This is a genomic window from Parapedobacter brassicae (assembly GCF_051400755.1).
Taxonomy (GTDB): domain Bacteria; phylum Bacteroidota; class Bacteroidia; order Sphingobacteriales; family Sphingobacteriaceae; genus Parapedobacter.
This window is the reverse complement of record NZ_JBLFFL010000003.1, coordinates 246,791-271,163: the sequence shown is the minus strand read 5'-3', so window position 1 is coordinate 271,163 and position 24,373 is coordinate 246,791. Positions and strand designations below refer to the sequence as shown.

At 51.2% G+C, this 24,373-nt stretch carries 16 protein-coding genes; 9 read left to right on the top strand and 7 right to left on the bottom strand.

Annotated features, from left to right (window positions below; all coding sequences use genetic code 11):
* Positions 1–45 precede the first annotated feature (45 nt).
* Genes ACMGDE_RS10425 through ACMGDE_RS10415 form a run of 3 tightly spaced genes read left to right on the top strand, consistent with a single transcriptional unit; the run spans position 46 to position 5,019 of the window.
* Positions 46–1,890, top strand: a complete 1,845-nt coding sequence (locus ACMGDE_RS10425; RefSeq protein ID WP_436832726.1) for a DUF1800 domain-containing protein — start codon at positions 46–48, stop codon at positions 1,888–1,890.
* Positions 1,891–1,922: 32 nt separating this feature from the next.
* Positions 1,923–3,203: a DUF1501 domain-containing protein gene (locus tag ACMGDE_RS10420; protein WP_436832725.1), complete on the top strand. Its 1,281-nt coding sequence runs from the start codon at positions 1,923–1,925 to the stop codon at positions 3,201–3,203.
* Positions 3,204–3,240: 37 nt separating this feature from the next.
* The gene (locus ACMGDE_RS10415) at positions 3,241–5,019 is read left to right on the top strand and encodes an aminopeptidase P family protein (RefSeq protein ID WP_436832724.1); all 1,779 of its coding nucleotides are present in this window, start codon (positions 3,241–3,243) and stop codon (positions 5,017–5,019) included.
* A 298-nt stretch (positions 5,020–5,317) separates the two neighbouring features.
* Here the strand turns inward: ACMGDE_RS10415 and ACMGDE_RS10410 are convergent, their stop codons facing one another.
* The 5 genes from ACMGDE_RS10410 to ACMGDE_RS10390 all read right to left on the bottom strand — a co-directional run bounded on the left by ACMGDE_RS10410 (position 5,318) and on the right by ACMGDE_RS10390 (position 14,309).
* Positions 5,318–6,364, bottom strand: a complete 1,047-nt coding sequence (locus ACMGDE_RS10410) for a glycoside hydrolase family 18 protein (RefSeq protein WP_436832723.1) — start codon at positions 6,362–6,364, stop codon at positions 5,318–5,320.
* A gap of 68 nt (positions 6,365–6,432) precedes the next feature.
* On the bottom strand, positions 6,433–8,010 hold the full coding sequence (locus ACMGDE_RS10405) for a M81 family metallopeptidase (protein WP_436832722.1): 1,578 nt from the start codon (positions 8,008–8,010) through the stop codon (positions 6,433–6,435).
* A gap of 106 nt (positions 8,011–8,116) precedes the next feature.
* Positions 8,117–9,700: a SusD/RagB family nutrient-binding outer membrane lipoprotein gene (locus tag ACMGDE_RS10400; RefSeq protein ID WP_436832721.1), complete on the bottom strand. Its 1,584-nt coding sequence runs from the start codon at positions 9,698–9,700 to the stop codon at positions 8,117–8,119.
* Positions 9,701–9,711: 11 nt separating this feature from the next.
* Positions 9,712–13,038: a SusC/RagA family TonB-linked outer membrane protein gene (locus ACMGDE_RS10395; protein WP_436832720.1), complete on the bottom strand. Its 3,327-nt coding sequence runs from the start codon at positions 13,036–13,038 to the stop codon at positions 9,712–9,714.
* A 47-nt stretch (positions 13,039–13,085) separates the two neighbouring features.
* Entirely contained in the window at positions 13,086–14,309 is a 1,224-nt protein-coding gene (locus ACMGDE_RS10390; RefSeq protein ID WP_436832719.1) for an ROK family transcriptional regulator, read from the bottom strand.
* A gap of 305 nt (positions 14,310–14,614) precedes the next feature.
* Between ACMGDE_RS10390 and ACMGDE_RS10385 the strand changes: the two genes are divergently transcribed.
* From ACMGDE_RS10385 to ACMGDE_RS10365, 5 genes are all read left to right on the top strand, one after another.
* The gene (locus tag ACMGDE_RS10385; protein WP_436832718.1) at positions 14,615–15,385 is read left to right on the top strand and encodes a class I SAM-dependent methyltransferase; all 771 of its coding nucleotides are present in this window, start codon (positions 14,615–14,617) and stop codon (positions 15,383–15,385) included.
* 21 nt (positions 15,386–15,406) lie between these two features.
* Positions 15,407–16,618, top strand: coding sequence for an acyltransferase family protein (locus ACMGDE_RS10380; protein ID WP_436832717.1), 1,212 nt, complete (start codon positions 15,407–15,409; stop codon positions 16,616–16,618).
* 192 nt (positions 16,619–16,810) lie between these two features.
* Positions 16,811–17,089: a 30S ribosomal protein S15 gene (rpsO, locus tag ACMGDE_RS10375; RefSeq protein ID WP_436832716.1), complete on the top strand. Its 279-nt coding sequence runs from the start codon at positions 16,811–16,813 to the stop codon at positions 17,087–17,089.
* A gap of 209 nt (positions 17,090–17,298) precedes the next feature.
* Positions 17,299–19,437, top strand: coding sequence for a polyribonucleotide nucleotidyltransferase (gene pnp, locus ACMGDE_RS10370; RefSeq protein WP_436833116.1), 2,139 nt, complete (start codon positions 17,299–17,301; stop codon positions 19,435–19,437).
* Positions 19,438–19,552: 115 nt separating this feature from the next.
* Complete coding sequence (locus tag ACMGDE_RS10365) at positions 19,553–20,110, top strand: hypothetical protein (RefSeq protein WP_436832715.1); 558 nt, start codon at positions 19,553–19,555, stop codon at positions 20,108–20,110.
* Here ACMGDE_RS10365 and ACMGDE_RS10360 read toward each other — a convergent pair.
* A complete protein-coding gene (locus tag ACMGDE_RS10360; RefSeq protein WP_436832714.1) occupies positions 20,107–22,341 on the bottom strand; it encodes a GH92 family glycosyl hydrolase in 2,235 nt (744 codons plus the stop codon). The two genes, ACMGDE_RS10365 and ACMGDE_RS10360, sit on opposite strands and share 4 nt — an antisense overlap.
* Positions 22,342–22,490: 149 nt before the next feature.
* On the opposite strand from ACMGDE_RS10360, the gene ACMGDE_RS10355 reads away from it, so the two are divergent.
* Entirely contained in the window at positions 22,491–23,510 is a 1,020-nt protein-coding gene (locus ACMGDE_RS10355) for a LacI family DNA-binding transcriptional regulator (RefSeq protein WP_436832713.1), read from the top strand.
* Here the strand turns inward: ACMGDE_RS10355 and ACMGDE_RS10350 are convergent.
* Entirely contained in the window at positions 23,467–23,955 is a 489-nt protein-coding gene (locus ACMGDE_RS10350) for a methionine-R-sulfoxide reductase (RefSeq protein WP_436832712.1), read from the bottom strand. The genes ACMGDE_RS10355 and ACMGDE_RS10350 overlap by 44 nt on opposite strands.
* Between the last annotated feature and the right edge of the window lie 418 nt (positions 23,956–24,373).

Here is a 24,373-nt window from a genome sequence, read left to right as displayed (position 1 = left end):
TAAACTTGTTTCCGTTTGACTAGTCAAACAGAAAAACAAGCAACGATGAAGGTACGTCTGTTTTGTTCGATGGGGTTTGGTTGCCTGTTTCTTGTTGTTGCTCATCATGGATATGGGCAACACCCCGGCAAGATCGCCTTGCCCTATGAAGCGGCGGGCCTCTCAAAACGGGAGGCAGCGGCACATTTACTAAGCCGCTTTACCTATGGACCGTTACCGGGACAAGTGGATAGCGTGGTGAATCAAGGGATTGAAGCGTGGTTCTTGGCACAATTAAACGCTGATTTGCCCGATGATCAACTGGCGGAGACGCTCGCTCCGTATGATGCGCTTGCCTTGCAGAATGACGAAGTGGCACGGCTGTTCCCCCTGCCGGGCCAGGTCCAGCGTATGGCTATCCAGGCAGGTTTCATCGATACAGCGAGTGCCAGCGCCTCCCGTGAGGATTATCGGAAGGCGCTTCAGCGGTACCGCGAGGAAAAAGAGCTTAGAGCCCCTCAAGAGTTGTATAAACAGCTAATCAATCAAAAGGTGCTGCGTGCTACCTTCGCCAACAATCAGTTGCAAGAGGTAATGACCAGCTTTTGGATGAACCATTTCAACGTATCTGCCACCAACACCAATTGCGCTCGCTTCATTCTTTCCTATGAACGGGACGCCATACGTCCGAATGCGTTAGGTAACTTTGACGACCTGCTGCTAGCCACAGCCAAATCACCGGCGATGCTTTATTACCTTGATAATTTCAACAGTTCCGCGGAGCAGCCCGCGCCGGCCAACGCGGAGAGCCGTAAAGGCACTGTCGTCAAGCGCCGAAACCGAGGCGGTATCAACGAGAATTACGCGCGGGAGGTCATGGAATTGCATACGTTGGGCGTGGATGGGGGGTACGACCAACAGGATGTAACAGCGGCCGCACGGGTGCTGACCGGCTGGACGGTGTACCCGATGGACACCGCAAGCCAACAATATAGGCGGTTGGAACGCATGGCGAAGACCGCTTGGAGCAAACAGGGTTTCGTGCGCGATGGGGATTTTCTATTTGCGGCGAACCGGCATGATCCAGGCAGGAAGACCGTGATGGGTAAGGTATTTGGGCCGAAGAGCGGGTATCAAGAAGGAGTGGCGTTGTTAGAGATGCTGGCACACCACCCGTCTACGGCCGCCTTCATTTCGCGCAAGATTGCGATACGGTTCGTAAGCGATGATCCGCCGACAACCTTGGTGGATCGGATGGCCGAAGTGTTTCGTTCGTCCGACGGCGATATACGTCAAGTGCTGGTCGCTATGGTGTCGTCACCCGAATTCTGGAGCGCGTCTGTCATCCGTGAAAAGACCAAATCACCCTTTGAATTGGCCATCAGCGCGGCTCGCGCCTTGGATGCACAGGTGACGCGTCCATTTCCGTTGTACCAATGGAGCGCACGGATGGGAGAAAAGGTATACTATTACCAGGCACCTACCGGTTTTCCCGACCGCGGTCAATATTGGATCAACACGGGGTCTTTGCTGAGCCGGATGAATTTCGGAATGGCGCTGGCATCCGGAAAGGTTTCGGGGACGCGTTTCGATCTCGTGGCGCTCAATGATGATTATGAACCCGAAAGCACGGCTGCGGCATTGCGGGCGTTTGCCCCGCGCTTGTTGCCTGAGCGGGATTTCGGCGCTACCGAACAGCGCCTTATCCCCCTATTGAACGACCCGGAATTAGAGAAGAAAGTGAAGGCAGCGAGCGTTGCCACATCACCCGATACGACTGATTTAAGTGATTTGGAGGAGATGGGTAAAGCTGACGAGCGCACACGGCGCGAACAGGGCGAAGAGACGAGGCGGATGCTTGCGCAGGTGGTGGGCGTGATTATCGGTTCACCCGAATTCCAGCGGCGCTGACAAGGTTATAGATGCGCCATAAAACAACACATATGTCACCGAGCAGATTATCAAGAAGAGGCTTTCTGAAAGCAGGCGGGTTGAGCTTGTTTGGCGTGGGGTTAATGGGCGGTATTCCCGCCTTTTTAGCGGAAGCAGCGGCCCGGGAGAAAATTTCGAAGTTGTTCCAGCGCCGTAAGACCCTGGTATGTATTTTTCAGCGGGGCGCGATGGACGGGTTGATGGCGGTGAGCCCCTTTACCGATCAGTACTTAAAGGCGGCGCGGCCGGATCTTTTTCTTTCGGCCGCTAAACAAAGTCAAGCACCCCCGCTAATTGACCTTGATGGGCATTTTGGGCTGCATCCCGGCTTGGCAAGTTTTGAGTCATTATTCCGGGAAGGACAGTTGGCCATTGTACACGGCATTGGATCGCCCAATGCTACACGTTCGCATTTCGACGCGCAAGATTACATGGAGTCCGGCACCCCGTTTGACAAAGGTACGCCGAGTGGGTGGCTCAACCGGGCCGTCGGGCTGCTCGGCCACGAGGACATTACGCCTTTTTCAGCGGTGAGCCTTACCCCAGCCATGCCGCGTTCGCTTTACGGCGATCATCCGGCGCTGGCCATCAGCGACTTGAAAGATTTTGCCATACGTTCGCAGGGCAACCCTGCGGCGGCGAACCGGACGGCAAAGAGTTTTGAGGAACTGTATGATCAAACGGCATCGGATATGCTGCGGGATACGGGTAAGGAAACGTTCGAGGCAGCCAACATGCTCAAAAGCGTGGCGGCGAAGCCGTACAAGCCGGCGAATAATGCTAAGTATCCCAACTCGGCGCTGGGCAACTCCCTTAAGCAGATTGCCCAATTGATCAAGATGGACGTGGGGCTGGAGGTCGCCTTTGCCGAATCCAATGGGTGGGACACCCACCTCAATCAAGGTACGGTGAACGGTACCTTCGCGCGCAATGTGGCAGATTTAAGCAATAGCATGACCGCTTTTTGGACCGACTTGGGAGGCTATCAGGACGATGTGATACTGATGACGATGACGGAGTTTGGACGTACCGTACATCAGAACGGCACCCGGGGAACCGATCACGGGCGGGCATCGTGCAATTTTATCTTGGGTGCCTCGGTTGCGGGCGGTGCTGTATACGGAAAAATGGAACCGCTCGCCAAAGACAACTTGGAAGACGGACGGGATCTGCCGGTGACAACTGATTTTAGGCAGGTATTCAGCGAGGTGGCCGCGAAACACCTCGGCATCGCCGATACCACTACACTCTTTCCGGATTGGAACGGTGAAGGGATAGGGGTGATGACTTAGAAAGTTTTGTAACTTGCACCGCCAAATGCAAGGAATCATGACACATGCAGAAAAGCTGGCTGCGTTGCGCAGCCTCATGGCGCAGCACCGTATAGACGCCTATATCGTCCCCTCAGCCGACCCGCACATCAGCGAATACCTGCCCGACCACTATAAGTGTATCGCTTGGGCTTCGGGTTTCACGGGCTCTGCCGGCATATTGGCCATTACGCAGGGCTTTGCAGGACTGTGGACAGACGCCCGGTATTTTGTGCAGGCCACGGAGCAATTGGCGGGGAGCGGGTATGAGCTGGTCAAACTGAAGGTGCAGCATGCGCCTGAATATGCGGACTGGCTGGCGGCTAATCTGTCCGAAGGTGCCGTGGTAGCCTTCGACGGTAAACTGACATCAGTAATGCTGGCCAAGAGTGTGCAGGATAAATTAAAACCTGCCCGCATAACGGTCAATGGGGATGTAGACTTGCTTACGCCACTGTGGCATGATCGGCCGGCGTTGCCTACAGCACCGGCATACCTGCTGGATGAAAAGATCACCGGCGCATCCATCGAAACGAAGCTCAGGCGCTTGCGCAGGGAAATGGAGCGGAACAGGATCGGGGCGCATATCATCTCATCGCTAGATGACCTTGCCTGGCTTTTCAATGTCCGCGGCAGTGATGTGGCGTGTAATCCGGTGGTGTTGGCATTTGCACTCGTGACTCCCGATACGGCTACGTTATTCGTGGATAGGCGGAAACTGACGGATACCGACAAAACATCCTTGGCGGCGGCTGGTGTTGCGCTGGCCGATTACACGGCGGTGGAGGATGCGCTAAGGCATTTACATGAGGGGACGATGCTCCTGCTCGATCCCAAACGTACCTGTTTTGCGCTTTACAACCGGGTGCCTGCATCCGTTGTCCGTATCGAGCAAATGAACCCCACGACGCAGTTCAAAGCGATCAAGAATGCGGTCGAGATTGCCCACACCAACCAGACCATGGTAAAGGACGGTGTAGCGCTGACCCGGTTTTTTAAATGGCTGGAAGCGGCCATTGGCCATGAAGTCGTTACGGAAATCTCCCTGGCCGACCGGTTGCGGCAATTCCGCGCCGAACAGGAGGGTTTCGTGGGAGAGAGTTTTGATACCATCGCCGGGTATCAGGCGCACGGTGCGCTACCGCATTATAAGGCGACGCCGGCGAGCGACAGTGAGTTGCAGCCAGAAGGGTTGCTGCTGGTCGATTCCGGGGGGCAATACCTTACCGGGACTACCGATATCACCCGCGTGGTGTCGTTGGGCCGTATCACCGATGCGGAGCGGAGCGATTATACCTTGGTACTCAAAGGCATGATCGAAGGCAGCATGGCGCTTTTTCCAAAAGGTACCCGGGGCTACCAAATAGACGCGATCACCCGCAAGCCGCTGTGGGATCACCTGCGCAACTACGGACATGGTACCGGGCACGGTGTCGGTTTTTTCCTCAACGTACATGAGGGTCCGCATACCTTTAACGCGGCAGCAGTGGATGTGCCGGTGGAGCCGGGAATGATTACGTCCATTGAGCCCGGACTATACCGCGAAGGGCAATACGGCATCCGCATCGAGAACCTGGTGTTGAGCATTGATCGGCAAGAGACCGAGTTTGGTACGTTCATGGCATTCGACACGTTGACGCTGTGCTATATCGACACCCACCTGATCGATCGATCACTGCTCGATATCCGGCACATCGGTTGGCTGAATGCCTACCATGCGCTGGTATATCGAAAGCTTGCTCCACATTTGGATGTACAGGAACAGCAATGGTTGGCTGACAAGACCGCCGCGCTATAGCGAAGGCATAAAATAAAAATAGAAGAGCCGATAACCAGGGCGGTTATCGGCGTCTTCCTACCTATTAAAACAAACCAAAATCTTGATGGCCTCCTTAGACCAGTATCGTATCCCGCAAATCCTTAGCGGTACTTTTTCGTATATCCGTATGTATGGCGCTGACATCTTCCGAAGTTAGAGATGCAACTTGATCTTATCGGCTGATTTCTTGTACAAACATACAAAAAAAGCAACTAATCTATAAGTTAAAAAATGTTAAACCGATTTTTTTTAACGGGTGAACTGATCTTGTTCGATATCAGTTAGCAAGTACCTTTGTGATTGCATCTACCATTCCCTCCTTTTCTTTATCGAGGGTAAGTTCCCAGAACATGATGCCACCTAGTTTTTTTGTTAATGCGTAACGGGTTTTGGCCGTTACGGATCGGATATTGTCACCGGTTGCGTACCGCCGTTCTGCAGGATTATACCAATAGGGCGCCTCGGCCTTTTCGTCGTAATGATATTGCCACCCTTTTTCAGGTATCAACTCAGATTCGTAGCGCTTGAAATCATAACCATTGGTATGTTCGCCAGACTGATAACGGCCGCTGTTGGTGGGCGCTACGTTTTTCCAGACACGACTATAAAAGGCGGCACCGATAACCAGTTTCTGCGGGGGGATGCCAAGACCGATCAGATACGCTACAGCTCGATTGGTCGATTCCTCATCCGGCCGGACGCTGTAAATGGGCGTATGGTGACCGGTGACGGTCGAATAGCCATGTACCAGATCGTAGCTCATGATGTTGACCCGGTCCACCATGGGCATTACCTTGCTCCATTCGATCGACTCATCCAGGAACCGCTGGAACCCACCGGCGGCAAAACTCAGTTCGTTGGCGTCGCCTAAGACGTCGCGGAGTATGGCGACTAATGCTGTAAAGTTCTCCCGATCGTCGGATTTATAAGGGTGTCCGGGGTGCCCTGGGATGGCTGGGTACTCCCAATCCAGATCGATGCCATCGGTGCCGAAATAATCATTTATCGCTTTGACCGACCGAGCAAAGCCCAAGCGGCCGGCGGCCGTAGAGAACGCGTCTGAGCAAGGCTCGCAGCCGCCCCATCCACCGAGGGAAAGCATGATTTTCAGCTTAGGATGCTGCTTTTTTAAGGCAACCAAGTGAAGGATGGTTGCGGTATCACGTTTATTCTCGATATGGAAGCGTCCGTTTTTCAAATGCCCGAAACTGAAGATGATATGCGTCAGCTTACCCACGTCGTAGCGATCGATCGTTTTTTCATCGCCGGTGTAGTAAGCGATGACCGAGAAGTCAGCAGGTTGCTGAGCGTGCACTGGTGCCATGGCTAGCCCTGATAGAAGCAACAAGAGTGGAAGTAGCTTGTTCATCTGTATAGGTTTTTGTTTTTCCTTTAGTTGTTATCCGGGTGGTATTCATGAGATAGAGGGATGAGCCTTGCCGACAGATCGGGGTCTGCCATGTTCTTATCCAGGGGAAACATAGGTCGTTGGATACGCTTATACGGCAGCCCTGCTAAATTTTGATCCACGCCACCGACGGTCAGCGCCATCACCCAGTCACCGCGCATGTTATACAGTTCGGGTTCCAGGTATCCGATTTTTACCATCACCACGTCGGCCTCCTTCGGTTTGAGGTTGAGATCGGTAAAGTCGTGTTCCTTGTGATAGGGTTTACGCTTTTTCGTAACGATGATGTAGTTGTTATTGATTTTGACGACTACTTCCACCTCGGCATTCGTATCGCCTTCCTTGATGGCGTATACCGTACCGCTCAATTTCAAGGGTGGCGCGAAACGGTTGTCAACCTTGGCTCCCACATAGCCTTCTACGGGCTGTCCGATACCGGCTTTTAATGCGTTATCAACCAACTCCGGACCGGGTATAGCGGCGTAGATGAATATGGGTCCGTCGGGCGACTTGAACGCCGGGTTCGCTAAGACATCGGTGAGTGTTTTGGTAACGTCTCCCGCTCCTCCGGCGGTTGGGTTGTCTCCCGTATCGCTGATGATGTACGGCTTTTTCTTGCTGGCCAACGCCATGCCTAACGCCTCATCCAGCGTGGCTGTTGGGGCCACGAAATCAAATTCATGGCGCACCTCCCAAAATTTCTTGGCTAGCGCTTCGGCGGTAGATTTTACCTTGGCCTCATCGTCGCCCACGGCCATTACCGCAGCGTGGTTACGGGGCTCATCGGCCCACGCATACCCCACCCAGATGGCTGCGTCAACGATGCCTTCCTGACCTGCAGCCGGTCCAACGGTGGCATAGAGGCTTTTTCCGGGTTCAATGCGCGTGCTCGTCTGCTCTCCAGGCAAGAGAATGGGTATCGGGATCAAGACCTTGTAAGCAGGCTTGCCCTTGCCGCTCACGAGCCTATCCACGAGGTTTTGAGCGGCGCGTTGCTTCGACTCCATGGCGTCTTCATGTGGTGCCATGCGGTAGCAGGTGATGAGGTCGGAATAAGCAGCTAAACGTTCCGTGACGTTCCCGTGCAGGTCCATGCTCGTGGAAATGACGGTCTCGGTGCCGACTACCTCGCGTATGCGTGTGATGAGGTCGCCTTCGGCGTCGTCGAGGCCGGTCACGCTCATGGCTCCGTGAATATCGAAGAAAAGCCCATCATAGGGTAGGTGCTGTTTGAGTGAGTCCAACAGTTCGGCTACCAATGATTCATAGGCTTCGCGGGTCACGGCGCCTCCCGGTAACGATTTTCCGGTCAGCGTGGGTATCCAGTCGGCAGCTTCTCGCAATTCGGAGCCTTCCTCGAAAAAGGGATAATTGCCGAAGATCTCTTCTCCCCGTTTGGGGTGGAAGGCTGCGGCCTCGGTGGTGGCGGGCGAGAAGGTGCTCGATTCGATGGCGAGGCCGGCAATGGCGATCTTCGGTTTAGCGTGCTGTTTGGTACCCGCACCGGTACAGGCATTTAACAGTAGACAAGCCGCGATAATAAGATAAGGAATTCGTTTCATAACCGGAGGATTTGGATTCAAACTTAATGATTTTGCCTGATAAAAGAAAAGCCACTGGAAGTGGCCTTTCTTGTTGTGTGTTTGATTGTTTAATGTGTTTATGTAATTAATTGACGTCCCAGAACAGTTTGGTATTTACATTATCCTGGTCACGCACGGCATTGTAGTTTTCCGTATTATAGGTTGCCTCCGAGGGGGGTAAGTTCCATTTGACCGGGGCTGTTTTCTGAATATCCGAATTCTGGACCCGGAAAGCAAATACGGGATAGTCAAGTCTGCGGATTTCAGACCATGCCTGTACGGTCTGGATCACATTGAAATGAATCCATTTCTGCGTGGCGATGAGCTCAATTTTATTGCTCGCCCCGTCCCAATCAAGATTGGCCAAATAGGTGTTCACGTGTGCTTGGGTAGGTTCGGTAGGAGCAGCGACCGTATTGTCATTGCTCACGTCACGGATGGTATGATATAGGCTTACCGACTCCTTCACACTGTTTTCAAAAGCAGTCTTAGCCATTGCTGCATTGCCGTTTTTCTGATAATATTCAGCCAACAGCAGGTTGGTTTCCGTAGCAGAAAACAGGATGCCTGGAAAGTACTGATTGCGTGAGATCGTCGAACGATTCAAAAGGGCTATCGTCCCGCCGCGGGCGAGATCGGATTGTTGGGCGCTTGGCAGGGACTGATCCAATCCGATAAACTGCCCATCAGCCTCCGCGCCCGGTTCAAATATGAACGGCAAACGGGGGTCTTCGTTTCCAACCATGTGGTCGATCATCATTTTGCTGCTCAAGTTTGCGTACCAGCCGGCAGCTTCGAAGGCGTCCCGGATGCCCTTGGTCTGAATACTGTTGTCGTCGAGGTTATATACCTCAATGGACGCATTTTCATCATTTACCATGATCAACGGATAGTTGGCCGGGGCACTGATGATCGCTGTCATTTCCTGAGCTGCCCTTGAAGAAAAGGCAGGGCTTTCGGATACCCGCGTGAGGATTCTCAAGCGCAGCGAATTACAGTATTTTTCCCATAGTTCGACATCGCCGTTATTGATCAGGTCCTGCGTAGTGAACCGCTGCTGCATGGATGCACTTACGTTTATGGCTTTCAATTCGGTACCGATCGCTTTGAGGTCGTCAAGCATAACGGTGTAGATATCTTCCGCGCTGTCATAAGTCGGATACGACGATTGATAGTCGCTGTTGTTTGTACTCAGCATGCCTGCTTGGCTCCATGGAATGCTTCCGTGAAGGTCAACGATTTGTTGGGTTTGGTCATAGAACAGTATTTTTGCTGCGAGGAAAAATATCCGTTTCTCTTCCTGTTCCACTGGTATGGAATTGGAATAGATTTTTTCCAGTTCCCGGTATTGCGCCAACCCCTCGTAGTAGCGGGACCATCGATCTTCTATCGCGGCACCGCCCGGCAGCAAATGGTTTGCCTCATTGATCCAGCCGGTGATGTGTAGGTACCGGAAGATCGTCGGCCGAAGCGTGACAAACAAGTTGCCATAATCCGGCATGATGAGTTGTCGATAGCTATAGATCATGCCGCTAAATTGCCGTTCTACGGTTGCTTCCGTCACCTTGGATGGGTCACGGTAAATTTCATCAAAAGCACTCTTGGTGCAGGAAGTGGTATAGATTAGTGAGGCCGCACATAACCCCATTATCGAGATATATCTTTTCATTTTCAGTAAATTTAGAAGCTTGCACGTAGCATTAAACCAAATGTTCTAGTTGCCGGACTGGTCCCTGCGTTCGATACGTTATTAATCCAGTTTGATCCGCCGGTCATTTGCTCGGGATCTAAATCTTTGATGCTCCGATAAATAAAGAATAGATTCCTCCCAAAAGCTGAAATTTGCAGGTTCTTGGCTTTCAATCTGGACGCTAAAGCAGCCGGCAGCCGGTATCCCAACGAGATTTCCCGCATTTTGATGTAATTGTTCTTCTGGACATATAGTTCATAGCGGGAACTGCTGTATTGAGGACCGCCCCAGTTGTAAGTGCTGTTATAATAAACGGCTTGGGATATCACATTGTCGTTTGGCGTGCCGTCAGCCAGCACACCGTCCATGAGCATTCCATCATGGTACACGGTTTCGCCGTTAGGCCCTACTTCTCCGTCATAGGCGATGCCTTTTCCGTCGCTTATGTAATAACTTGCCCCCCCGTGTGCGGCATCCATGTAATTCAGGCTCTCTTCCAATAAACCACGGCTGGTCATCCAATAGATGCCCGTTGGCATCACATGCCCGCCCCAACGGAAATCTATGAGTGCATCCAGCGTGAAATTCTGATAAGCAAATGTATTGATGAACCCTCCCGTAACTTTAGGCATGGCATTTCCCGCTTTGATCCAGCTATCGGCGTCCAATTGGTACAAACCATTGTCCTGTACGATTTTATTGCCATTATCGTCGGTCGCTATCGGGTGCACCAGAATGTCTCCCATGGGTTGACCGACTCTGGATACCAGCTGGGCAGCTTGGCCGTCATAATCACGGTGAAGCAGCTCCTGGACACCGCCCGGCAGTTCCTCTACCACATTCTTGTTCATCGCGAAGTTGAGGACAGCATCCCACCGGAAACCTTCAGTCTGAACAGGGGCACCGGTTATCGCAAATTCCCATCCCGTGTTCCTCAAGGTGCCCACATTGGCCAGGATTGACCTCGCACCCATGGAAATAGGAAGGGTATAATCCAGGATTTGGTCTTCGATACGGCCGTTGTAATACGTGATGTCAAAGCCTAACCTGTTGTTCAGCAGGCGGGTTTCTAAACCAAATTCGATTTCCTGCTTCCGCTCAGGTTTGATATTTTCGTTTCCGAAACCGGTGGTAGGAACGGTGTTATAGATCACGGCTGCTCCGCCTTCGTATTGTACACCTAACGTTTGCTGGGCATAGCTGAGGGCGCTTTTATAGATGTCCGGATAGTTGCCCACGATGCCCCAGGATCCCCTTAGTTTTGCATAGTCAAATAGATCGGGAAGGTCAAATGCCTCACTCAGGATCAAGCTGGAGTTTACCGATGGGTAATACAGCACGTTGTTGTCCGGATACATGGTGGAAATACGTTCGCGACGCATCGTACCTTCGACGAACCAGTATCCATTTAAATCAACGTTCAGTGTGCCGAATACCGCATCCCTTAACATCTCTCTCCGGTAATTGTACCGCGAGTTCCCGCCGATGGTATTCACGGACGCATTGATATCGTACCAATTTCTCACGCTCAGCCCACCTGCTGTTTCCCGTTGGACATACGTATCCTGGCTTCTCGTGCCGGTATACCCAACCATCGCGCCGAAGGTGACGCTTTGGCTGATCTGCTTGCGATAAGTGGCCAGCAGGTCGGTGTAATAGATGTTCGCGTTTTGTGTTCCCAAACCGAAATAACCGCCGTCCCCGAATTGCAGGGGCAAGGGGTTGGGTTCTTTGTCTTCTGTTTTCTGCGAGGTGACATCTGCTGAAAACCGGGCACGCAGTGAAAGATCGCTGAAAACCTGCCAGGTGTTGGTGACGGATCCGATAATCCTGTTGGAATATTCATCATATTGTCTGGCCTTGGTATTCCAGATAAAATCCAGCACATCTGTCTTATAGCCATTGTATATGAGGTTTTCCTCGGGGGTCAGACTCTGATTGGTGCCGGTAACATATTTATACCCTAAACTGGTTTGATATTTATCCAGGTACCATTCCGGATTGTCGAATACGGAAATCATACCTGTGAAGTTGTTGATGAGCCGATCAGTCATGAACGGTCTGTTATGAGTATGCTGGTTGATGTAGTTCACGACCACATCTGTCGTCAGCTTATCCCAGAACTTGAAGGACGAGTTCAGGTTGGCAATGTTCTTTTTGTTGTAGGAATCCAGCGAGGTCATCTGGTTGTCTTGCCTGGTCACCGAAAAACGGGTGTTGGAATTTTCGGTTGTATTGCTCAATGCCAGATTGAAAACGGTGTTATTCGGATTGCTGAAAAGCTTATCATAGGCTTTTTGGGCGACATAGGGCCTAACTTGCCCATCCCACGCGATCACATCCTGTCCGTCGAATTTCGGACCGAAATTGATCGTTGCATTTAATAACCCGCGGGTGACGCCGTTTACGGCCAAGTCACTACCGTAGTAATAGAACATATCGTCGGCCTGTCCGTCGTTTTGATAAGCCGTAGTATATCCCGGGCCGCGCACGTCCTGGAAGCGCGGTAAGTAAGCTATTTGATCATTGGTATAGGTGGCATTGAAATCAATGGAAACACCTGCGCCCCCTTTGCCGGATTTGGTGGTGACCAATACCACCCCATTCATCGCCTCAGATCCGTAAAGTGCTGCCGCGGATGCTCCCTTCAACACGCTGATCGATTCGATATCTTCGGGGTTGAGATCTTCCAGTCCATTGCCTCGCGCACGTTGGTCGCCCCAGTAATCCGAGTTATTAAAGGTGTTTTGACGCATGGGTATACCATCAATGATCACCAGCGGTTGCGAATTGCCCGTGATGGAGTTCGTTCCGCGGATATTGATATTGATCCCAGAAGTGGCGCCGCCGGGAGCTGCTGAAATCCGTACCCCCGGAGCCTTTCCATATAACGCGCCGGCAAAATTCGGACTACCGGTTTTGGTCAGTTCCTCTGCTTTAACGGTACTCATCGCATATCCCAATTCCTTGGGCGCTCGCTGGATACCCATTGCGGTAATCACCACTTCATCTAATTGTCCGGCGTCTTCTTCAAGCGTTACATTGATGGTAGCCGATGTGCCTACGCTAATGGTTTGGGTTTGGTAACCTACAATCGAAAATTGCAAGGTTTCCCCGGCGGATGCTTGTATCGCGTACTGGCCTTCGGCATTGGTCTGGGTGCCGCGTGTCGTGCCAGGGATCGATACCGTCACGCCCGGAACGGGGCCGCTGGCATCCGTTACAGTCCCGTTGATGGTTTGCTGTGCATGGGAGGGAGCCACGGTGCCCATCAGGACCATGATCGCCATGCAAAACTTGACGTACAAGATTCTCATTTTTCTGTGTTGTTTGTTTGGTTAAAAATTAAAAAGACTGCTGTTGTTTATGTTAATTGACGTATTTCGGTTTTGCCGTGTGCATGTTCATCTGGGACGGCGTGTTCGATCACCAAGCTGGCGGCGCCGAGGAGCTCGGCCTGATAGCTCAATTCGGATACAACGATGTCGGTTTGTTCGGCTAGTTTGGGAATGCAAAACTCGTTGATCGCCTGTTGCACGGGAGCAAGGAGCAGCTTCCCGGTGGCGGCGCCGCGGCCGCTCAGCACCACACGCTCCGGATTCATGATGTGGATGAGCGTTGCGACACCCTTGCCCATCATGAAAGCGGCATCCGACAAGGAAGCGACAGCCAGCTGGTCGCCCTTGCGCGCTGCGGCAATAAGGTGGTCGCCCTCGGCTTTGCTGCGGTCGGCAAAAAGCTGTTTGAGGCTCGAGGTGGTGCCATTCGCGATGGCTTGCTTGGCATTTTCGACGGCCACGAGCAGAGAGGCATCTACTTCCAGGCATCCCCGCTTGCCACAGGAACAAAGTTTGTTGCTGTACGACAGGGGGATATGACTGAATTCGCCCGCATAACCGTTGTGCCCCCGGAATAAGCTGCCGTTTACGATCATGCCCAGGCCGATTCCCCAGCCAATGTTCACCACCATCACATCCTGCATCTCCCTCGCCGCGCCGAAGTGCAGTTCCGCGATAGCGATGGCGCTGGAGTCGTTTTCGATGAATACGGGCATGCCCAGGCGCTGTGTCAGCCTGTCGCGCAAGCCGGGCCCTTCATTACTGGTCAGAAATGTCGCATTTACTCCCTTTTCAACATCGATGAATCCGGGCATACCAATGCCTATACCCATGATATTGGTTGGTTTGACTGCAGAGGCCGCAATATATTGTTCCACCGCCGAGCATAACTGTTGGAATGCCTCCTGATTCTCCTTAAGGGGCAAAGGGAATGTCGTTTCTGGAAACACTACCTCGTTCGCCAGGCTGTAAATGACCATGCGGGTGACAAATTGGTCCATCGCGACGGCCAGTATGTAGACCTTTTTCTTTTTGTCAAGGCGGTATTTCACTGCTCGCCGCCCACCCGTCGACGGAGCCAGGCCATGTTCCGTCACATATCCCTCCTTGATCAACTGGTTGACCAGGCTAGTGATGTTCGGTACGCTTTTTTTGGTGTACATACTCAATTCGGCTACTGATAAAGCTCCCTTGTAATACAGCAATTTAATGATAGCGCTCTTTAATTGGTCCTGTCGCTGCGGCTTCACAATTTTTGGTATAAGTAATTGATGTTATTTTGATAAGACAAACTTAATAAATAAATAATATTAAAATCAAATACTTTTTTAAAAAAGATATTAAGTTGATGTAATTATATGATTTGTAAATATTTTAATTGTAAAAACTAGAAATAATTTTCGGTGAATTATGATTATCCCTAGCGGTGAAGCGCCCCGCTAGGTATTATCCTTTTGGTTTCCTCACTAACTTGGTTAGTGATATTTAATGCGACTTTCCATTTCTGCTTTGGCAAAAAGCGATTACTTTTACTTCGCGTTAAAAACGCGAACGTATGTCAAATGGAGATTATATAACGCGGTTTTCGGACCGGGCTGAAAATTATGACAGGTTTCGACCGACTTATCCATCGGATTTGATTGCGTTTCTGCGTGCTCATTCGACCCTGCGTGCTACTCAGGCCATAGCCGACATTGCCGCCGGGACGGGTATCTTCACAGAACAAATTGCCACTTGGGGAAATAAGGTTTACGTGGTGGAGCCCAATCCGTTTATGCGGCAGCTTGCCGTTCGGCGATTGGCAGCCTTTGACAATTGCCTATTTGTCGACGGTACTGCCGAGTCGACGGGCCTGGAGGCTGGCTCGGTGAGTCTCATCGTATCCGCCCAGGCATTTCATTGGTTTGATTTGGAGAAGGCGAAGGCGGAGTTTTTGCGCATAGGCGGGAGAAATGCCAACGTGGCCATCATCTGGAATACCCGCAACTCCGATAGTGTGTTCGAAATATCATACGAACAGCTGATTCGGAAATATGCTGTAGATTACTTAGCGGTAAGTCAACACAAAATGAACCCCTCTGACGTGCAGGCATTCTTTACGCCGGTAACGCCGTTGTATCGGGCGTTTGCACATGTGGATCACCTCACATTTGAACGACTCCGGGGACGGACACTTTCGTATTCGTATATGCCTAATGAATCGTCACCTGCGTTGCCCGATGTGCTGAATGCATTGACAGCGCTATTCAATACGTGTCAAGAAAATGGTACCGTTCGGCTTTCTTATACGACGAGGCTTTATATTGGTAGGATTACCGGCGACTAATCATCGACCATCGATCAAAAAATGAACAAAAGATATTATTCCCTTGACGTATTTCGCGGCGCCACAGTGGCACTGATGATTTTGGTCAACAATCCAGGAAGCTGGGCGCACCTGTTTCCGCCCTTGGCGCATGCCGACTGGCATGGCTGCACGCCTACGGACCTGGTATTCCCGTTTTTTCTTTTTGCGGTGGGCAATGCGATGGCCTTCGTGATCCCTCGCCTGCGCGAGTCGGGTGATGCTTTCTTTTGGAGGAAGGTGCTGAAACGGACGGTGCTGATCTTTGGTATCGGATTGCTCCTCAACTGGTGGCCCTTCGTGCAGTGGCAAGGGGAGTCTATGGTACTCAAGCATTGGATCAACCCCGACGATCCGAGTCGAGGTATCCGTATTTTCGGGGTCTTGCAGCGCATCGCATTGGCGTATTGCTTCGCTTCTATCATGGTGTACTACCTGAAGGAGAAATGGGTTATTGGCGTTTCAGCTTTTATCTTGCTCCTGTACTGGCTGCTGTGTGCGACGCTTGGGAGCGCCGATCCGTATAGCCTGGAAGGGTGGTTTGGCACGGCGGTGGATCAGCAGCTATTGGGTATTGCACACCTGTACAGGGGCGAGGGGGTGCCTTTTGATCCCGAGGGACTGGTCAGCACGCTGCCGGCGATCGTGCAGGTGGTATTGGGATACCTTACGGGTCGGTACCTCCGGTTGCAGGGGCAGGTGGCGTGGTTATGGCCGAGGCTCCGGTTTTCCGGTGAGCCGATCTATGGCATGTTGGGCGGGCTTCTCGTGGTCGCCATATTGCTTTCGCTGCTGGGTTTGTTTTGGGGATTGGCTTTTCCCATCAATAAAAAGATATGGACAAGTTCTTATGTGCTGTATACGACAGGGCTGGCGCTGATGGCCATTGGCACCATGATTTGGTTTATCGAAGTGCTCCGTATACGGAATGCATTGACACGGTTTTTCGATGTCTTTGGCAAGAATCCCCTGTTTATCTTTGTGTTGAGCGGTGTGCTGCCGCGGCTACTCGGGTTACTGCGTATCGAAACCGGGGTTGATGATAAGGGTCAAACGTTGTATACCACGCCCCTGGGGTGGTTTTACACCCATGTATGCGCCCAAGTGCCGGGGCCTCCCGAGGTCGGATCGTTTTGCTATGCCTTGGCGTTTTTGGCGCTGTGCTGGGTAATTTGCTATGTGATGGATAGGAAGGGGATCTATGTGAAGGTGTGATGTTGACGCAGTGGGGGTCGTAAGTTCGATTCAGGCAGACGAAGCCTTGGAGACGGCAGCGAAGCGAACCGGATCCCAGCTGAGGAGCAGTCGCTTGAATTACACCGCCAAAAATATTTGGAATCCAACTAAAATCGACGTACCTTTGTGGCCAATTAATTTTATTGTTAACGCTTTAATATTATTCAAGTAATGTATTTAAGTAAAGAGTACAAGGCGGGTATCTTCGCCGAGTTTGCCGGAGAGGCAGCCAACACGGGTTCTGCCGAAGGCCAGGTGGCGTTGTTCACCAAACGGATTGCTCATTTAACGGGGCACTTGAAATCGAACAGGAAAGACTTCGCTACCCAGCGCTCATTGCAGAAGTTGGTGGGTAAACGTCGCTCCTTGTTGAAATACCTTTACAACAAGGACATCGAACGCTACCGTGCCATTATCAAGGCGTTGGGCTTGCGCGATATTGTTAAATAGCGTTCAGGTAAAATGTTCAATGAAGCCATCCCCACTATGGAGATGGCTTTTTGTTTTGGTGGGCATGCAAAAGTATTGCGCACCGAAATTTATTCAAATGGTGTTCGTGAATACTATGCATTTTATCTAAGTTTGTGCCAAGTTTAAAAAGTCTAATATAGCAATGGTATGCCGCATAAAGATGAACGGCATATCGAATGAAAACAACAATGAGTTACAACGAATTCAAAACAACAATCGATATGGGCGCAGGTCGCCAAATCGAGATTTCCACCGGAAAGTTGGCCAAGCAAGCGGACGGTTCGGTGGTGGTGAAGCAGGGGAAAACCATGCTGCTCGCCACAGTGGTTTCCGCGCAGGAAGCTAAACCCGGAGTGGATTTCTTGCCGCTTTCGGTAGATTATCAAGAGAAATATGCCGCTACCGGGCGTATTCCGGGTGGATTTTTACGCCGCGAAGCGCGCTTATCCGATTATGAGATCCTCATTTCGCGGTTGGTAGACCGGGCATTGCGGCCCTTATTCCCTGAAGATTACCACGCCGACACGCAGGTCATGATTTCTTTGATATCAGCAGATAAAGACATCATGCCGGATGCATTGGCAGGATTAGCTGCTTCGGCAGCCATTGCAGTATCTGACATTCCGTTCAACGGACCGATATCGGAGGTGCGTGTAGCCAAGGTTGACGGGCAGCTGGTGGTCAACCCGTTGATGAGCGAACTGGAACGTGCAACGTTGGAGTTTATCGTCGCAGGTTCTGCCAATGACATCGTGATGGTAGAAGGGGAGTGCAAAGAGATTTCAGAAGCCGAGATGGTGGAAGCCATCGAATTTGCGCATCAAGCCATCAAGAAGCAGGTAGCCGCCCAGGTGGAACTGGCACAGCTGGTTGGAAAGACGGCCAAGCGTGAATATCATCATGAACCGAGCAACCCCGAATTGCGCGAGCAGATCTTCGCGGCCACATACGATCAGGTGTATGCCGTGGCCAAGTCTGCCTCAGCTAAGCATGAACGCAGTGAGCAGTTTAAGGAGATCGGCGCTGCGTTTGTAGAAGCGGCGTTTGGTGAAGGGGAAATCGATGACGATACGGCATTTTTGATCAAAAAGTATTATCACGATGTACAGGCTGAGGCGGTGCGCAACTTGATCCTGGATGAAGGCATTCGCCTCGATGGTCGGGATGTACGTACCGTACGCCCGATATGGAGCGAGGTGGATTACCTGCCTGCGGCCCATGGGTCGGCGGTATTTACGCGCGGCGAAACGCAGTCGCTCACATCAGTGACCTTGGGCGCGAAAGACGACGAGCAAATGATTGATGGAGCGTTTATCCACGGATATAACAAGTTCATCCTCCACTATAATTTTCCGGCGTTTTCAACCGGAGAGGTGCGTCCGAACAGAGGCCCTGGCCGCCGCGAGGTAGGCCATGGCAACCTGGCCATGCGTTCGTTGAAACAGGTGCTGCCTACCGGTGAGGAAAACCCGTATACGATCCGGATCGTTTCGGATATCCTCGAATCCAACGGATCATCGTCTATGGCTACGGTATGTGCCGGTACATTGGCACTGATGGATGCCGGCGTGAAGATCAAAGCTCCGGTTTCGGGTATTGCGATGGGGTTGATCACCGATGAAAAGACGGGCAAATACGCCATCTTGAGCGATATTCTGGGTGATGAAGATCACCTGGGCGATATGGATTTCAAAGTAACGGGTACGGCAAAAGGCATCGTGGGCTGTCAGATGGACCTAAAGATCCATGGATTGAAATGGGAGATGCTTACCCAAGCATTGGACCAGGCGCGGGAAGCACGGTTGCATATCCTTAATGAGATGACGAAGACGCTTGCAGAACCGCGAGCCGATTACAAGCCACATGCGCCGCGCATTGTCAGCTTCACCATCGACAAGGAATTTATCGGTGCAGTGATCGGACCCGGCGGCAAGATCATTCAGGAAATGCAACGGGAGACCGGGGCTACCATCGCTATTGAAGAAGTGGATAATAAAGGTGTCGTGCAGGTGTTTGCTGATGATAAAGCATCCATCGATGACGCTGTACGCCGTATCAAAGCCATCGCGGCCAAGCCCGAAGTAGGCGAAGTATATGAAGGGAAGGTGAAATCCATTATGCCGTTCGGTGCATTTATCGAGATCATACCAGGTAAGGACGGTTTGTTGCACATCTCTGAAATCGACTGGAAACGGTTTGAAACCATGGATGGCATCTTCAATGTGGGCGATATCGTGAAGGTCAAACTAATGGATGTCGATAAGCAGGGCAAGCTGAAGCTTTCGCGTAAGGCATTGCTGCCCAGGCCGGAGAAAAACGAGGCTTAAACGCTCATAACGGGCATATAATAGAACCGGATATCCGAAACGAGGGTATCCGGTTTTTTTTGTTACTTTTACGGCGTGGTATGACGACCATTTTAGGGTATCAAATCATTTGCCTATGAAAACCGCTATTATTACAGTCGTTTTATTGTTGTTTTACAGTGCGACTTTCAGCCGGGATAAACCAGATCCTAGGCACCGGTTTGCTATCGGCCTGCTTGGGCATTATCATACAGAAAACTACCGTTTCGGATTAAGCGGGCACTTCAAGTGGCTCTTGCCGACCGACCAGGCCAATGGAAATCGTTTCCTGTTCACGGCGAAGGCTACTCATACGGGACCGGAGGACGGGCCTTTTTTCAGCGTCTTCGACCAGGGGAAATATGACAACATCAGCTCAGTGTATGTCATGGCCGGGCATCGGATCAACCTATTCGACAAGGGCTGGCGGGCCACAGCCAGCGACCCGACGGGCGACAACGCCGTTTACCTGGAATTCAACATCGGTGGGGGGTACAACGGGCTAAACCGTCTTTTCGGCGTAGCATTGAATCCCGCGATCGGCTATGCATTCAACCAACGGTTCGAGCTGAATATGGCCTACCAGGGGTTGATCGTTGAATCCGGCTATCCCAACCTGAACTACCTCGAAGTGGGCGCGGGCTACCGATTTTAGCCTGACGTGGGCCAAGTTTCCGGTTTGCGGCCATAGCGTTTACTGGGTTTGGGTCCCATTTTAAAGACCAGTTCACCTCCGCTGAGCAGCTCTTGATGCCGCAGGTAGGTGTTTTCATAAGGTTTGCCGTTTAGCGTAATGGATTGAATATAGCTGTTTTTGGAACTGCCATTGACCGTGCGGATCACAAACTGTTTGCCGTTGGGCAATTCAAAAGTGGTTTCATCCGCTAGAGGACTTCCAAATACATATTCGCCGCTGGCGGGATTGGCAGGGTATAGCCCGGCGATGCTCCAAACCGCCCAAGCGCTCATTTGCCCGGCATCCTCATTGCCCGCATAGCCGTCGGGACCGTCATGGTACATGGAATCCACTACCTGACGCACCCGCTCTTGGGTCTTCCACGCCTCGCCAATGTAGCTATACATATAGGCGATATGATGGCTGGGTTCATTGCCATGCGCATACTGGCCGATGAAGCCGCTCGCATCGGGCGAGACGTTTTCGCCATGCATCTCCGAAGGGGCGGCGAACAATTCGTCGAGCTTCTTGCTCAGTCCTGCATTGCCGCCGTATAGACCAGCCAATCCTTGTACATCATGGGGGACAAAGAATGAATGCTGCCAGGCATTGCCCTCGATGTACTGACTTTTATCCAAATCGTGTTCCGACCAGAAAGGATCAAAAGGCTCAACGAATTGACCATCGCTCTTTTTGGCGCGCATGAATCCCGTTTCCTTGTCAAATAACTGCGCGTAGGATTTGGATCGGTTCATGAACGTGGCATAATCGGCGGTTTTACCCAATTTTTTGGCCACTTGGGCGATGCACCAGTCGTCGAAAGCGTATTCCAAGGTGACGGTGACACTGCCCCCGGCTTTATCTTGCGGCAGATAACCGTACTGGATATAATCCGGTACACCGCGGATGTCCTGGTGTGCGCTTTTGAGCATGGCTTGGTATGCGCGTTCGGCATCCACGCCGGGCCAGTCTTTCAGCAGAGCATCGGCCAATACCGGGATGGCATGATAGCCGGTCATGGTATTGGTCTCCCACGTACTGAGGTCCCAAACCGGAAGCAGGCCGTTTTCGTCATGGAACGTTAGCATGCTGTTGAGCATGTCCGTATATTTTTCGGGCTGTGTGAGCGTAAACAGCGGGTTCAGCGCACGGAAGGTGTCCCAAAGCGAAAAGAGCGTATAACGGTTGGCACCAGCGGGCATGGTGTGTGTGTCGTCTTTGGCATTTTTATATTCGCCGTCAGCATCCGAATATAGGGTAGGTGATATGGCGGTATGGTACAGTGCCGTGTAAAAGATCCGTTTCAACGCGGTATCGGTTGAATTGATTTTAATTTTTTGCAATTCCTTTTCCCACTGATCTTCTGCCGATGTGTGCACATCATCGAAGGTCCGCCCTCCTGCTTGGTTCAACTCCTCCAATGCCTTTTGATAGCTGGTCATGGATAACGCGACTTTCAACTCCACGGTATTGTCCGCAGTGTTTTCGAAAAGAAGCTGGGCAGACACCCCTTGGCCCTCGTCGTATGTTTCCGTCATGTCGATCATATCGGATGCCGACTGCCCGTCGCTGAGAACGGTTTTTATAAACGCCTTAGAGGTGCGCGCGGCGAAATAGACGCGTTGTACCTTCGCCCAGCCGGTGGAATAGCGGTAGCCGATCAGTGTGCTGTCGTTGAGGACGCTCACGTGCGTTTCGGTGGGGTTATCCCAGTTTTGGCGGAAGGCCAGGTCAAAGCGGATCACCGGCTTCACGCCTTGGGGATAGGTGTAGCGGTGGAAGCCGGTTCGCTCGGTGGCTGTCAGCGCAACCTTGATGCCGTTGTCCAGTGTGACCTGATAGTATCCGGGGGAGGCCTGTTCGTTGTCGTGGCTGAAGCGTATTTTAATGCTCTTAGTCGTATCATCAAGCGGGGCGGTAAGCGGCATCACCGATATGTCCAACCAATCGCCGATGCCCGTACCGCTGAGGTGTGTGTGGCTAAACCCCGCGATTAAACTATCGCTGTAGTGATACCCGCTGCACCAGTCCCAGCCATTGCGCCCATTGTCGGGACTTAGCTGCACCATCCCGAAGGGAACGGTTGCTCCCGGAAACGTATGACCATGGCCGCCCGTGCCAATAAACGGGTCGACATAGGCAATCAATGAATCTTGGGCCCGTGAAGGAAGCGCCAGCCCCAAGAACAAGATGAAAGTGCTTAAACGCATTAGCATGTTTAATAAGGTTAATTGTATAACTGCCGGTAAAGCTACCTTGATTATATGAAGATGCAAATGATTTTTTGATTATTTTGCCTGACTTCGATGAAAATTCGATAGGTTTGCCCGAATGCTAAACATTAAGCTGTATTTGCTAAATGAAGAAGAAAATATTGATCAGTGACATTGCAAAAGACCTCGGTGTATCGGTTACCACGGTGTCTTTTATTCTCAATGGCAAGGCGAAAGAAAAACGTATCAGCGAAGGGTTGACCAAACGCGTATTGGAGCATGTGCAGAAAGTGGGGTATAAGCCCAATGAGCTGGCCAAGAGTCTGCGGACAGGCAAGACCAAGATCATCGGTTTGGTGATCGAAGACATCTCCAACCCATTCTTTGCCAATATTGCGCGGCTGATAGAGGCAAAGGCCTACAGCAAAGGATACCGGATCATTTATTGCAGTACCGAAAACAAACCCAATAAAACGGTCGAGCTGATTGAACTTTTCCGCGATCGGCATGTGGATGGGTACATTATCACACCGTCGGAGGGGGTTCGCGATACGGTTGAGTCTTTATTAAGCAATCAATTGCCGGTGGTATTGTTTGACCGGTACATCCCGGGGCTGAACACGAGTTACGTAGTTTCGGATAATGTTAGGGGGGCGTTTGATGCTACGGTACATCTTGCGCAGCAAGGGTATAAGCGCATCGCCCTGGTAACGTTGTATTCTTCCCAGACCCAAATGCGCGACCGTATGGATGGTTATATGCGTGCGATCGATTTGTATAAACTGCAGCCTTATGTCAAAAAGGTGAACCTCGACGAGAACGAACAAACCAGCATCCGTGAATTTCGACTGTTCTTGGAAGACCAGCAGCCTGATGCCATTTTTTTTGCCACCAATTACCTGGCGATCGCCGGTTTGAAAGCGATTAAGCAATACGATAAACCTTTCCCCGCGATCGTGTCATACGATGATCACACGCTGTTTAAACTGCATACACCGACGATTACTGCGGTATCACAGCCCATTGAAGCCATCGCCGACGAACTCATCAATAGTTTGCTCAACCAGCTCGACGGCAAGGCCAAGGAGGTCAAACAGGTCGTGTTACCTTCGGAACTGATCGTTAGGGAGTCTTCACCGGCACAAACTTCATTGACAGTGAGTTGACACAGTGACGGGTATTTTTCGTGGTGAACCGCTCACCCAGGAATACATGCCCCAAGTGGCCGCCGCAATGGGCGCATACGATCTCGGTACGCCGTCCATCGCCGTCGGGGATGCGTTTGACGGCACCTTCGATTTCGTCATCGAAGCTTGGCCAACCGCAATGGGATTCGAATTTATCTTCAGAGCGGTACAGCGGCGCGTCGCAGCGCTTGCATATGTAAACGCCCTGGACCTTGTTGTTCAATAATGCGCCCGTAAACGGTCGTTCGGTACCCTTGTGAATAATGATATATTCTTCTTCGGGAGTCAGTTTATTGTATTTCGCCGTATCCATCGTATTGTCAATTGGTTGGTGATCGACCTGGCCTCGGCCATCCCGTTGTGCGGCTTGACCGCAGGCTGCATAAGCAGGTAAAAACGCCAAAATAAACCAAATATAACGCATTAAACAGTCATTTTTGACTAATGTCAGGAAGTTAGCTGTCCCTGTATGCGAATATACATAAATACTGGCAAAAAAGTTTCATTATTATTTCAAACCTTGGCTAAATGTTTTGTAGTGATCACTTGCTCGTCTGTAAATAAGCGCTTGTTTTAGGGGCAAACAATGTGACGGTATAAGGCAAGGCCAGGCCTCCGGAAAAGGAGCTTTTTATAATATAAAATTCTGATAAAAAAACAAAATTTTGGAAAACATGTACCCTGATTGCAGTCGCGTAAAAATAGAGTATATGTGCTCAAATCGCGCTTTTTGATCAATTTAGAACGATTATAAATTATTAAATTAGGTCATCCAATTGTCACCGATACGCCAATAAGTTATACTTTTGTGGCATTGTTAAGAGGGTGTAATTCCATTGATT